Annotated in this window: 13 protein-coding genes; 1 reads left to right on the plus strand and 12 read right to left on the minus strand. The window is 65.0% G+C overall.

Annotated features, from left to right (window positions below):
• Position 1 precedes the first annotated feature (1 nt).
• Complete coding sequence (locus tag ACN9MW_RS00145) at positions 2–307, minus strand: hypothetical protein (RefSeq protein ID WP_426166389.1); 306 nt, start codon at positions 305–307, stop codon at positions 2–4.
• A 144-nt stretch (positions 308–451) separates the two neighbouring features.
• On the opposite strand from ACN9MW_RS00145, the gene ACN9MW_RS00150 reads away from it, so the two are divergent.
• Entirely contained in the window at positions 452–709 is a 258-nt protein-coding gene (locus ACN9MW_RS00150) for a hypothetical protein (RefSeq protein WP_426166392.1), read from the plus strand.
• Positions 710–849: 140 nt separating this feature from the next.
• Here ACN9MW_RS00150 and tssF read toward each other — a convergent pair whose 3' ends face one another.
• From tssF to ACN9MW_RS00205, 11 genes are all read right to left on the minus strand, one after another.
• On the minus strand, positions 850–2,526 hold the full coding sequence (tssF, locus tag ACN9MW_RS00155) for a type VI secretion system baseplate subunit TssF (protein WP_426166395.1): 1,677 nt from the start codon (positions 2,524–2,526) through the stop codon (positions 850–852).
• Between the two features lie 2 nt (positions 2,527–2,528).
• Complete coding sequence (locus ACN9MW_RS00160) at positions 2,529–3,287, minus strand: hypothetical protein (RefSeq protein ID WP_426166398.1); 759 nt, start codon at positions 3,285–3,287, stop codon at positions 2,529–2,531.
• Positions 3,288–3,380: 93 nt separating this feature from the next.
• Complete coding sequence (locus tag ACN9MW_RS00165) at positions 3,381–4,643, minus strand: NAD(P)/FAD-dependent oxidoreductase (protein ID WP_426166401.1); 1,263 nt, start codon at positions 4,641–4,643, stop codon at positions 3,381–3,383.
• Positions 4,644–4,656: 13 nt separating this feature from the next.
• Positions 4,657–7,557 carry a diguanylate cyclase gene (locus ACN9MW_RS00170; RefSeq protein ID WP_426166404.1) on the minus strand — a complete coding sequence of 967 codons (2,901 nt, stop codon included), beginning with the start codon at positions 7,555–7,557 and terminating at the stop codon, positions 4,657–4,659.
• A 2-nt stretch (positions 7,558–7,559) separates the two neighbouring features.
• Positions 7,560–7,862: a c-type cytochrome gene (locus ACN9MW_RS00175; RefSeq protein ID WP_426166407.1), complete on the minus strand. Its 303-nt coding sequence runs from the start codon at positions 7,860–7,862 to the stop codon at positions 7,560–7,562.
• Complete coding sequence (gene soxA, locus ACN9MW_RS00180) at positions 7,859–8,536, minus strand: sulfur oxidation c-type cytochrome SoxA (protein WP_426166410.1); 678 nt, start codon at positions 8,534–8,536, stop codon at positions 7,859–7,861. Before soxA ends, ACN9MW_RS00175 begins: the two co-directional genes overlap by 4 nt.
• Before the next feature lie 122 nt (positions 8,537–8,658).
• Positions 8,659–8,982, minus strand: coding sequence for a thiosulfate oxidation carrier complex protein SoxZ (soxZ, locus tag ACN9MW_RS00185; RefSeq protein ID WP_426166413.1), 324 nt, complete (start codon positions 8,980–8,982; stop codon positions 8,659–8,661).
• A 1-nt stretch (position 8,983) separates the two neighbouring features.
• Positions 8,984–9,427, minus strand: a complete 444-nt coding sequence (locus ACN9MW_RS00190; RefSeq protein ID WP_426166416.1) for a SoxY-related AACIE arm protein — start codon at positions 9,425–9,427, stop codon at positions 8,984–8,986.
• Positions 9,424–9,828, minus strand: coding sequence for a sulfur oxidation c-type cytochrome SoxX (gene soxX / locus ACN9MW_RS00195; protein WP_426166419.1), 405 nt, complete (start codon positions 9,826–9,828; stop codon positions 9,424–9,426). The genes ACN9MW_RS00190 and soxX overlap by 4 nt, the downstream gene beginning before the upstream one ends.
• A gap of 46 nt (positions 9,829–9,874) precedes the next feature.
• Entirely contained in the window at positions 9,875–12,070 is a 2,196-nt protein-coding gene (locus ACN9MW_RS00200) for a molybdopterin cofactor-binding domain-containing protein (protein WP_426166422.1), read from the minus strand.
• On the minus strand, positions 12,067–12,561 hold the full coding sequence (locus ACN9MW_RS00205) for a (2Fe-2S)-binding protein (protein ID WP_426166425.1): 495 nt from the start codon (positions 12,559–12,561) through the stop codon (positions 12,067–12,069). The genes ACN9MW_RS00200 and ACN9MW_RS00205 overlap by 4 nt, the downstream gene beginning before the upstream one ends.
• Between the last annotated feature and the right edge of the window lie 56 nt (positions 12,562–12,617).

Here is a 12,617-nt window from a genome sequence, read left to right on the forward strand (position 1 = left end):
ACTAGGCGAACGAGTGGCTCGTTGCGGCGGCATACAGCAAGCCATACACGGCGAACAGCGCCGGCGCCAGCCAGAATTGGTGGGCGAGCGACCGGCTCCTGAAGAACAGCGCGCCGCCAACGGCGCCAAACAGGAGCAGGTACGGCGCCAACGCCATCGTCCCGAAGATCACTTCATACCCGACCGCGTCCCTCGCGAGGAGGAACAGGATGAAGATGATTGCCGAATACACGACCGTGATGAGTCCAATGATGCCGGCAGTGATAGGGTGGCGGCGGATAACTGCTTCTTCCTGCATTGAGTCCATGCTTCGGTCGTCGGGTAATTGTCAAAACGGAAACGATAGCAGAGTTGATTTTTTCCGGCCACACGTTTGGCTTGATCGTTCTCACAGTTCGCACCTGCCTGCGCTGCCTACAATCGGGTTCACGTGCGATTTGAGGAGCTTACGATGGAATTCCGGGTCTTTGATGACAATTCAGGAGCATTCGTCTTTACCGCGCCGGGTTCGCATGAAACGTCCGACAAGTTCGACCGGCTGGTGGAGGCTTTCGAAGATGGGCAGATACAACAAAAGCGCGTGACAACGATCTGCGAGAGCATTCGTTATCCGGTCATGCATTTCTGGGCAAATGAGCAGCCGCCGCTGGCCAAGCTGTACCTCGGCTCGCGCCAGGATGATGGCATGCCGGGAGCAGCGATCCATTGACGTGAGCCTGCCCGATGCGCAGGTTGCGCATTATCGAGAACTTGTGGCCGCGATTGACGACGCGCTTTCCGGCGACATTGTGCAGCGCAGGCCTAATGGCGAGGGCTACATGGAGTGACCGTGGCAAGTCTATAGCTGATTCACACGAGCTGCCGCGTGCCGGCGCGGGGCGTGGAAAGGTAGAGGGTTCGGCCCTGCCGGTTGGCGATGCGAAGTTGGGCGAAGCGGTTTTCGCGCAGCTTGTCGGCAAGCGCGGCGGCCAGGATCTCGCCGAGCACGTGGATGCTGTGGCCACGCAGCCCATTCTCATCGGCCAGCAGGGTGAACTCTGTGCCGTGCATGTGAAGCCGGCCCATTGGATGCACCAGCCAGGCGGCGGATGGCTTGGCGAACAGGCTTTCCAGGCTTTCGCTGAAAGGGCAGCCGTGGAGTTGCAGCAGCTTGTGCAAGGCTTGCAGGCTGGTGTCCTGCGTGTAGAGGCTGTCGCATAGTTCGCCAGGGCTGGCAAGGCACTGGCCCACTGCCGGGCCATGGACGAGGCTGATCGGAAAGCCGCCGGCGCTTGCTTCTGTCGTCAGCCTGGCGCCACGCTGCGGCAATTCATTGTTGGTGCACGTGAGCTGCACCGCGATCGTTCCTGTCTCGAGCCTGGCGGGGCGCTGCTCGCGGTCGACGAGGGCAAGGGCGAAACCTTCCTGTTCGTCCAGTTGCCAGTAAGGGCCTGCCGCCGTGTGTGCAGCGCCGTGGAAAGGCGGCAGGACGCGCTCGCCGTTGCGGCTCATGAGCGAGACCTTGTCGACGCTATAGATCCCGCATCCCGGCTGGTCCGGCGCAAGCGGGTAGGACTCTTTTCTGCCGTCCAGGCGAATCGGGTCTGCGGCCTGCTGGAAAAGATTGACGACCGGCGTGCATGAGAGCTGGAAGTTTGCGGCGCCGGCATGGCGCAGTTCCGGCTCGCAGCCGGGAAGGACGACGTGCAGCGTGAGGCGTTTGCAGCCGGGCGGGCAGCGCGCGGCAATGGCCTGCAGGTCCAGGTCGATGAAGTCGAACTTTTGCGGCATATGGAAGAACTCCGTCAGCAGCCGCTGGCTTTGCTGGCCGGCGCGCGGCGGCAGGATAGCTTCCTCGGCGCCGGTTCCGACCGGTGAGAATGGCGATGCAGGCAACAGGCGCCAACTGCCTTCGGCTTCCAGGCATACGCACAGGCGGTGCATCAGGATGGCGTCAAAGAGCGCTGCGCGCAACGGCGCGTCGCCATCCAGCCACAGTCGCAGCGTGGCGATGGGCGGCTGGTCGAATGCGGCGCTGCCGGCGGTGGCCTCGAGGCTGAGGCAGAGCGCCGACCTGGCTTCGCTTGGGAGGCGCAGCGTTGCCGGCAGGTCGATCGTGGGCTGGAACCTGGCGCCGGCGACAGCAATGGGGGCAATGCGGACATCATAGGCGGTTGCGAACTTGCTGCCGCCGCAGCGCAGGATTGCGCCGCGCGGCAGGCGGCTGGCGGTACTGATTTCGTTGGAGCGCGCAGCCGAGGTGTCGATCTGGATAATGCCGCAGGCGGGAACCAGGCGCAGGTAGTGCGGCTGCAGCGTTTGCAGGAGAGCCTTGTGGAAGTCGTTGCGCCCATCCTCGATGGAATGCTGCATGCTGGCGTTGAGCAGCGCGATCGATTGCAGCAGGCGCTCCACTTCGGGATCGGTGCTGGCGCCGGCTTCCAGTTCAAGCGCGGCGGCGGTTTGCGGGTGCGCGTCGGCATACTTACGGATGGTCCGGCGCAGGCGTGTGAGCTCTTGTTCGTAGTGATGCAGGAGCTTGTCCATGCTCAGCTCCCACTGCGCAGGTTGACGACAACCTTTACCCCCGAATCGCGTTCGAAGCGGCGCAGGCGAAAGATCCACAGGTAGGCATGCACCACCATGCGGGAGAAGGCGTGCATCGCCATGGGCGTGGTGAAGAGGGCGCAGATTGCAAGGCTCGCTCCGGCACGGTCGTAATCGATGCTGGCCGCGAGAATGGGCGCGCCGGCGGCGGCGGCGGCGATCATGGACCAGCCGTCGATGCGGCTTGGCTCGGTGGCGTGGCGGCCAACGTGGTTGAGCAATCCACTCAGCGAACTGGCGGTGATGGCATCGCCTTTCAGCTGCTCCGCCAGCCATGTTTCGAAGCAGTGGCCGGTGTTCTTGCCGGTGGCCGTGCTCCACAGGCGCACCAGTGCCAGGGCCGCGCCGCATACGGCCATGATGGCGATGACCGCCAGCCAGGAGCCTGCCGGCATCGCGTATGCCGCCAGCACGATCACGGGCGCGGCGAGCATGCATAGGGGGACGATGTAGATGAAGGCCAGCGTAATGATGGCGATGTCCAGCAGGCGCTCCGGATTGCCGTGCCTTGCAAGGCGCCACATGTAGAACACGCCCCCGAGGTGCACCGCCGTCAGGCAGAGCTGCAGGCGCATGCCAAGCGGGTTGACGCTGATGGGCATGGCAAACAGCGACAGCAACAGGAGCGAGGTGCCCCATACCAGGGCGGAAAAATGCCAGAGATTGGGACTGCGCTGTGCGGCGGATTGTGGCTTGGACATGAGGTCACCATTAGTCAGGGGATAGCCCTGCCAATGGTGGCACCCGGGAGCAGGTCAGCGTTTGAGGTGAAGCAAAGGTGCAGCGCGCGGCGGTCAGGAAAGCATGTCGCTCCAGATGTTTTGCGCCCAGCTGTCGGCGTAATGCCCTTCGAGCTCCGACGGGCCGGGGCTGACGCCGCCGCTGCCGGGTACCACAAGCAGCGTTTTCTTTTCGGCGTTGTAGGCGTGCACGCTGGCGACGTGGATCACGTCCTTGTCGCTTACATAGCTGTAGCAGGTGTTGGTCAGCAATGGCGTCTGCTCGGGCACGCGCCCGCTTAGCAGGTCGACCACGGCGGCGGCGCAGACCTTGGCGTGCTGGTTGGCCATGTGGCCGGACTTGGGCATCAGCGGGGAAACCTGGATGGCGTCGCCGATCACGTGGATGTTCCTTGCCTGCGTGGATTCGAAGGTGATGAAGTCGACTTCGCACCAGCGCTTGTTCATGTTGGCCAGGCCGGTCTGCGCGGCGATCGCGCCGGCCCGGTGGGGCGGCACGATGTTCAGCACGTCGGCCTTTACCTTGTCGCCCAGCTCGGAGATGGCGGTGCGGGCGGCCACGTCCACGTCTACCGTCTTGAAGCTCGGGCGGTACTCGATGATGCCGGCGTAGCGTTCTTTCCAGACCTTCTTGAACAGCGGGCCTTTGCTGACCACGTCCTCGTTGGCGTCGAGCAGGAGGACCCTGGATTTCGGCTTGTGCTGGCTGAAGTAGTGGGCTACCTGGCAAACGCGTTCATAGGGGCCGGGCGGGCAGCGGTAGGGTGCGGGGGGCACGGTCATGACGAATACGCCGCCGTCGTGCATGGCTTCGAGCTGGCCGCGCAGGGCGGTGGTTTGCGGGCCGGCTTTCCAGGCGTGCAGGATCTTGTCCTGCGCGCCTTCCACGCTCATGCCTGGCAGCTCGCCCCACAGGAATTCAATGCCGGGGCTGAGGATCAAGCGGTCGTAGCTCAGGACCTCGCCGCTTAGCAGCTTGATGGTGCGCTTTTCCGGGTCGATGCTGGAGGCGCTGTCGTGCAGGATCTTCACGCCGTGCCTGCGCTGCAGCTCGTCGTAGCTGCGGGTCAGGTCTTGCAGCTTGCGCGAGCCGCCCAGCACCAGGTTTGAAAGCGGACAGCTGACGAAGCTGGCATTCGGTTCGATCAGCGTGACGTCGATGCCGCCCTGGCTCCACAGGCGCACATGCTTGGCGGCTGTGGCGCCGCCGTAGCCGCCTCCGACGACCACTACGTGCGGCCTGGCCTGGCCGCCGATGCTGGCACAGCCGGTCGTGGCGGTGAGGATCGCTGCTTGCACAAATGTTCGACGGTCCATGGTGCCTCCTCAATCAGGTTTGCATTGCATCTTCCACATAACTGATACGGTCGCGTCCTTCGCGTTTCGATCGGTACAGGGCTTCGTCCGCCAGGTGCAGCAGCTCGGTAGCTGCAACCTGCCGTTGCGGTGTGAACGCCACCACGCCGAAGCTGGCGGTCACTGGCAAACCTGCCTCGCCGCCAATGTCGACCGGCTCGCTGCGGATAGCCCGGTGCAGGGTTTCGATGCGGGCAGCGCCGGCTGGCAGGGTCAGGCCAGGCAGCAGTACGATGAATTCTTCGCCGCCGTAGCGGCCTACGGCGTCGTAAGAGCGCGTTGCAGCGATCAGGCGGCGGGAGGTTTCCACCAGCACGGCGTCGCCTGCCAGGTGGCCGTGCGTGTCGTTGACGCGCTTAAAGAAGTCCAGGTCGAGCAGGACCAGCACGAAGCTTTCGCCCGTGCGCTGGCATTTCCCGATTTCGCGCTCGAGGATTTCCATCATCGCGCCTCGGTTCCAGGTGCGCGTCAGGGCATCTTTCAGCGCCCTGACGCGCAGCGCTTCCTGGGCCTCTTCCAATTCGCGCGTGCGTTCCTGCACCATGGCTTCCAGCTCTGCTTCGTGGCGCTTGTGAACCAGCAACCGCATGCGGTGGAACAGCAGGAAGCCGAAAATCACGGCCGCAGCGCACAGGGCATAGAAGGGATAGCTGCGCCACCACGGTGGAGCAATGGAGAATGCGAGTTCGGTGGGGGTCGTCTGCACGGCGCCTTCCACATCCACGGCCATGGCCTGGAAGCGGTAGTCGCCTGCAGGCAGTGCGGCGTAGCGCATTTCAGGCAGCACCGATTCGTTCCACTGGTCTTCCATGCCGGCCAGGCGGTAGCGGTAGCGCAGGCCTTGCCGCCCTTCGAACTGGAGGCTGGCGAGGCGGAATACCACCGTGTCCTGCGACCATGGCAGGCGCCCGGCATTTGCTGGCAGCGGGCGGCCGCCGCGCAGGGCTTCTTCAATCACGGCTTCCGGCGTGCTTACCTCGAACAGGGTTTCGGGGCGCAGCACGTGGGACAGGCCGTTGCTGGTCACGATCCACATCGAGCCGTCCTTGTCCTCGTAGAAGCCCACGCCATTCAGGTCATTCCACGCCAGGCCGTGGGTCTCGTTCAGCATGCGCCAGCGGCTTCCGTTCCAGACGGCGAAGCCAGCATCGGTGGCGATCCACAGCCAGCCGCGGCTGCCTTCGAACATGGCGTACATCGTGCGGTCGCGCAGCACCGGGGCTTCGATGCGTGTCGCCTTTGCTTCGCCCTGCACTTTCAGGCTCCACAGCGCCCCGCCGGTGCTGGCCCACAGGGTGCCGTTGCGCGAACAGGCGATGCCGTCGAAGGTGCCGTCGCCTAATGCGGCGCCGAACTCCAGCACTTTCCACGCAGCGCCGTCGTAATGCAGGATGTCGGATTGGCTGGGCAGCCAGATGCCGCCTTGCGCGTCCATGCAGCCCGGGCCGACCGGGTTTTCGGGGTGGCGGTTTGCGGTGGACGGCATCTTTACCACTTGCGGCTGCGTGCCGGCTGGCGCGTTGTCGGGCAGGGTGTAGACGCCTTTCCAGGTGGTGAGCCATAGCTGGCCTTTGCGGTCGGCCAGCACCTGCGAAACGAAGGGCAGCCTGGCGACCAGTTCGGTCTTCCGGGCGTCCGGCAGGTAGCGCATCAGCATGCCGGAATAGCTGCCAGCCCATAGCGTGCCGTTGCGGTCCGTTTCCATGGTGGACCATTGCTGGTCGGCCAGGGCTGGCGGGGTTGGCGGCGTTGTGAACCCGTTGGCGCCGGGCTCCATCACGGCGTGGCCGGAACGGGTGCCTACGTGCAGCCGGCCTTCGCGGTCGCGCTTGACGGAGATGATCACGTCATCCGGCAGGCCTTGCTGCATGGTCCAGCTTTCCCAGTTGCCGTAGCCGCGCCAGTGCAGCAGGCCGCGGCCGCGCGTTGCCAGCCAGGTGCCGCGCCCGCGGTCGCGCAGGATGTCGGTGACGCCGCCGCCGGCATCGAGGCCGTTTTCCTTGCCGTAGGACTCCCAGCGGCCCTGGCGCCAGCGCAGCAGGCCGTTATCGGCGTTGGTAAGCACGTTGCCGCTGTCGTCGATGTGCAGCTCGCTGCGCAGCATGTGCTTACGCATCACGTCTTGCGATGGCGTGCGGTCTTCGAAGCGCGTTGCGCCCTGGGGCAGCGTGAAGATGCGCTTTTCGCTGCGAATCCAGAGGTTGCCGGCCTTGTCGCTTGCAATGCTGGTCCATTGGTCGTGCGGCAGGCCTTCCTGTTCGCTGAATACGCGGATGTCTTTCCCGCTGGCCTGGCAGAGCGATTCCTTGCATGCCATCCACAGCGTGCCTTTTTCGTCGACGTGGACGCTGCGGACCGACTTCAGCTCGGCGTGCGCCTGCAGCGCGGCGGCGTCGAAATACTGGCGGATGCTGGTGCGGTCGCCCTTCGCGGCCAAGACGAACAGGTCGCCCTCGCTTGCCAGCAGCGTTTCGCCGGCAGGGCTTTCGGCCATGGGTTGGAGCGGCCATACGGACAGCTTCTTGCCTTCCCATAGCACGGGAACCAGGCGGCCCTGCTGCAGCCGGTACAGGCTTGCGTGATTGCCGACCCATAGCGCGCCGGACGAGCTGCTGTGCAGGGCGGTGACGAAGGTGTCGTCCATTCCCTGCGTGCTGCCGTAACGGCGGAATTCCGCGCCGTTGTAGCGGAACAGGCCATTCTCGGTGCCTACCCACAGGTAGCCGCTGGCATCCTGGGCCAGTGCCGTGAGCGAAAGGTTGCCGAGGCCTTCGCTTTGTCCGAAGTGTTGCAAGGAGATGTGCTGGGCGCCGGCGCCACATGTGGTCAGCGCCAACGCCGCAGCCAGCAGGCTATGGGCCAGTTTGAATCGCATTTTTATTTTTTCTGGGCGGCGAAGTACGCTGCCAATATTTCCAATTGTTCGTCAGTGTACCCTTTGGCGAGCTGGGTCATGATGGTGGCGGGGCGTTTGCCGGATTTGAAGTCCCTCAGCGCAGCCAGCAGCTGGTCCTTGGGCTGGCCGGCCAGCGGCGGCAGCGCATTGCCTTGCGTGGCGCCGTTGGTGCCATGGCAGCCGGTGCAGCTGGCTGCGAGGCGGGCGCCGTTCGGGACCGCTTCTGCTGCGGCGGCGGGAAGCGTGGCGGACAGCGCGAGCATCAGTGCGGCGATTGTCTTCATGGGCGGACTCCTGGGGTTTCTAGTGGCATGCCCTGGGCGCGCAGGGCAAGGTAGGCTTCGAGGTCTACCAGGTCGGGGGCGCCGTAAGGAGGGACTTCGGCTCGCACGCCGCTCATGCAGTTGCGCAGGCGGCGTTGCAGGCTTCCTGCGCCTTGCCATTCCAGCCGGTAGATGGGATAGGCGTTGGCGTGGCCTTGGGGGATGGGTGCGCCGGCCAGGCGTTTGCCGGCGTTGTTGTCGTGGCATTGGGCGCAGCTCAGGTTCAGCTGGCCGATGCGGGTGGTGAAGAGTTTTTGGCCGCGTTCGGCGGCTTGCCTGGTTTCCTTGTCGGCTGCGGGCGTCACAGGCATGCCGCGGCTTTGCAGGGCGATGTAGGTTTCCAGGGCCAGCAGGTCGGGTGATTCTGGCTTCAGCGGGGCGGCCTTCAGGGCGCCGGTGCGGCATTGGTTGACCTGGCCGGATAACGTGATTACTTTGCCGGCTGATTGGCTGAAGCGGGGGAATTTTGCGGCTGCGCCGCGCATGCTGGACTTGGCGTCGGTGTGGCAGGTGGCGCAGGATTTGCCGTTGCCGCCGATGGGGGCGCTACGCCAGAGCGCTTCGCCGTTGGCGACCCAGAGCATGGCGGGGTTTTGGGTGTCGTCGGCTTGCATCGCTTGCGTGGCGGGGGACATGTAGTCGCGGCCGGATTTGCGCTCTAAAACCGGTAAACCAGGGTCAGACCCGGAGGGTCTGACCCTGTCTGCGCTGGCGGCTGTGGTGACGGCTAGCGCCAGTAGCAGTGCGAACGTTGGCTTCATGGTTGCACCTGCAGCTGCCTGGTTTCGGTTTGTGCGAAACTGTTGTCGCCGGTCCAGGTGAATTCGAGCGGGCCGCTGGTGGTTGCCTTGATGAAGAAGGCTATATACGGGTTGGCGCTCATGGCGGGATGCAGCTCGGCGCTGATGACCTGCTTGCCGTTGTAGCGGCATTCGAATTTGCGGATGATGTCGCGCGGGAGGGGCTTGCCGTCGGGGCCGGGGCGGAAGCCGGTCTCCATCGTGTGGGCGATCAGGGCGCGTACTTCGATTATCTCGCCGGGCCTGGCGCTGGCGGGCATGTGGATCAGGGCGCTGGCCATGTCAGATGGGCTCCCCTTCTACGCAGGCCGCCAGGGCGACGATCACGTCGACCGTCTGCTGCCACCATTGGCCGTCGCTGGTGCGGGCCAGGGCGGTGAGCGTCTGGCTGGTGGCGAGGCGGATGCGGGTGCTGATTTCCGGCGTGCCGGCCAGGGCCGTCAGCTTGAATCTCGCGACGTCGGGGAGCGGGTTCTTTTCGTTGAAGATGGCGATGTCGGTGACGTGGGCTTGCTCGGTCATCGGGCTGTCGACCCTTACCGTGATGGGGACTGCGTTGCCGTTGTCGATCAGTTGGGCGATGTCGATCTGCACGCGGCCGCGCTGGATGCTGGCGTTGCTGGTGTAGGCGGCGATGGCGGCTGTCATCTCGGCGGGCGTCGCTTGGGCGGGGCGGACTAGCGCCAGTAGCGGCAACGCGGCGAGGAGTTGGCGGCGGGTGGTCATTTCTTTTCTGCGGCCTTGAGCGTGACGAGGTAGGCGACGACGTCTTCGATTTGCTGCGTTGTGAGGATGGTCTTGTCGCGGTATGTCGGCGCTACGCGTGTCAAGCCCGTGGTTTTGGCGTACGAGGGCATGATGGTGCTGGGGTTGACGGCACTGTTGTCTGCGATTCGCTGGCGGAGCTCGGCCCTGGTGTAGCGGTCGCCGACGCCGGCGAGGTCGGGGGCCAGGTTGCCTTGGAAGCGTTCCTCGGGGATGGGGGCGCTGTGGCAGAGGAGGCAGAGGCCTTGCTGGCGGTTGGCGACGATGGCGCGGCCAGCTTCTGCGTTGCCTTCCTGGGCTTGGGCGGTGTTGAGCGTCAACAGGGCTGCAAGCAAAAACCGGTAAACCTGGGTCAGACCCAAGGGTCTGACCCAGTCTGCTCGCGGGCCGCGGACTGGCGGCATTTCTTTATGCCTTTTTCAGGCTGTGGTTCTTTAGCGGGAGGTCGCGGATGCGCTTGCCTGTGGCGGCGAAGATGGCGTTCAACACTGCGGGGGCGGCGACGGCGATCGTCGGCTCGCCTACGCCTCCCCAGAAGCCGCCGCTTGGCATGACGACCGTTTCGACTTTCGGCATTTCATCCATCTTCAGCACGTTGTAGGTGTCGAAGTTGGTTTGCTCTGCTGCGCCGTCCTTGATCGTGATCTCGCCGTAGAGCGCTGCGCTCAGGCCGTAGACGAAGCTGCCTTCCACTTGCGCTTCGATCTGCTGCGGGTTCACGGCGTGGCCCGGGTCGGTGGCGGCGACGATGCGGTGGATCTTCAGCTTGCCGTCCTTGCTGACCGAGACTTCCGCCACGGCGGCGACGTAGCTGCCGAAGCCCATGGTTTGCGCGATGCCGCGGTAGATGCCTTTCTTCGGCGGCTTGGACCAGCCGGCTTTTTCGGCCACCGCGTTCAGGACTGCCAGGTGCTTCGGGCTGTCCTTCATCAGCTTGCGGCGCAGGGCCAGCGGGTCCTGCTTCGTGGCGTGCGCGATTTCGTCGAGGAAGCATTCGACGTAGATCGTGTTCTGGTTCAGGTTCACGCCGCGCCAGAAGCCTGGCGGCACGGCGGGGTTGCGCATGGCGTGGTCGATCAGCAGGTTCGGGATGGTGTAGCCGAACGAGGCTTCCGGGCCGGGCGGGTTCAGGCCCTGGAAGACTGCAGGGTCCTTGCCGTCCTTGACGTTCTGCGGGAACAGCGCGGCGAGGATCGATTGGCCGGCGATGCGCATGTGCAGCGACGTTACCTCGCCTTTGGCGTCCAGGCCTGCGGTCAGCTTGCACTGCGTGACCGGGTGGTAGCGGCCGTGCTGCATGTCTTCTTCGCGGGTCCAGATCAATTTGATCGGCGTGCCCGGCATTTCCCTGGCGATCTTCACGACCTGGGTTACCCAGTCGTGCGTGGCGCCGCGCCGTCCGAAACCGCCGCCGAGATGCAGCTTGGTCACGTCGCATTTGGACTGCGGCAGGCCGGCTGCCTCGCTGGTCGCGGCCAAGGCGGCTTCGCCGTTCTGCGTCGGGGTCCAGACGTCGCAACGCTCCGGCGTCCACACGGCGGTGGCGTTCATCACCTCCATGGTGGCGTGGTTCTGGTGGGGGTAGCTGTAGACGGCTTCGATCTTGCGGTGGGCGCGGGCCAGGGCGGCCTTGGCGTCGCCGTTGCTGTTGCCGACTGCCGCTTCCGGTGCATCCAGGCCGGCCTTGATCCAGGCGGCGGTGTCCTTGCTGTTCATGCCGGCATTGGGGCCCTTGTCCCATTCAATCGGCAGGGCGTCCAGGGCGCTGCGGGCGCGCCACCAGGTGTCGGCCACGACGGCCACGGCGCTGTCGCCTACCTGCAGCACTTTCTTCACGCCGGGCTTGCCGGCAATGGCGGCGGCGTCGAAGCTTCTTACCTTGCCGCCGAAGACCGGACAGTCCTTGATCGCTGCGTTCAGCATGCCGGGCAGCTTGAAATCCATGCCGTAGACCTGTTTGCCGGTGGTCTTGTCGACCGTGTCCAGGCGCGCCAGGCGCTTGCCGGCCAGCTTCCAGTCTTTCGGGTCTTTCAGCTTGATGTCGGCAGCGGCGGGCGCCTGCAGCTTGCCTGCTGCGTCGGCGACCTTGCCGTAGGTGAGCGTGCGGCCGGACGGCGTGTGGGTGATCACGCTTTTCGCGGCCGCGCATTCAGCGGCTGGCACGCCCCACTGGGCGGCGGCGGCCTGCACCAGCATCATGCGGGCTGCGGCGCCGCCCTTGCGGACGTATTCATGCGATTCGCGCACGCCGCGGCTGCCGCCGGTGGAGAAGCTGCCCCAGACGCGATTGCGCGCCAGCTGGCGGCCGGGCGACGGGTATTCGGTGGTGACCTTGCTCCAGTCGCCATCCAGTTCTTCCACCACCAGTTGCGCCAGGCCGGTCAGCGTGCCCTGGCCCATCTCGGAACGGGCGATGCGGACCACGATGGTGTCGTCCGGCTTGACCACGACCCAGGCGTTGATCTCGGGCGCATCCGGTGCCGCGGCGGCCTGCGCCTGCTGCGCTTCTGCGAACGGGATATGGAAGCCGAACATCAGGCCTGCGGTGGCGCCCAGCGAGCGGCCGAGGAAGCTGCGACGGGAATGAGAAACTGCGGCGCTCATGCTTTGCTCCCTTCCACGATGTCCAGGCCTGCGGTCTTCACGTCGCCGCCCCTGGCGATCACGTGGATGGCCTTGCGCACGCGGTTATAGGTGCCGCAGCGGCAGATATTGGTCATCGCTGCGTCGATATCGGCGTCGGTCGGGTTCTTCTTCTGCTTCAGCAGCGCGGCGGCGGCCATGATCATGCCGGACTGGCAGAAGCCGCATTGCGGCACGTCCAGCGCGGCCCAGGCCTTTTGCACGGGATGGCTGCCGTCCAGGCTCAGGCCTTCGATGGTGACGATCTTCTGCTCGGCCGTCACGGTGGAGACAGGGCGCACGCAGCTGCGCGTCGGTTCGCCGTCAATGTGCACGGTGCAGGCGCCGCATTGCGCCACGCCGCAGCCGTATTTGGTACCGGTGAGTCCCAGCTGTTCGCGGATCACCCACAACAGGGGCGTATCTTCTTCGGCCTCGAACTCGCGTACCTGGCCATTGACGTGCAATTTCATTTCCTGCCTCCGGGGATAGGGTGGGATGTGAATTCGCGAATCTTACTCTCGTTTTA

Source organism: Pseudoduganella sp. R-34 (genome assembly GCF_049904655.1).
GTDB lineage: Bacteria > Pseudomonadota > Gammaproteobacteria > Burkholderiales > Burkholderiaceae_D > Rugamonas.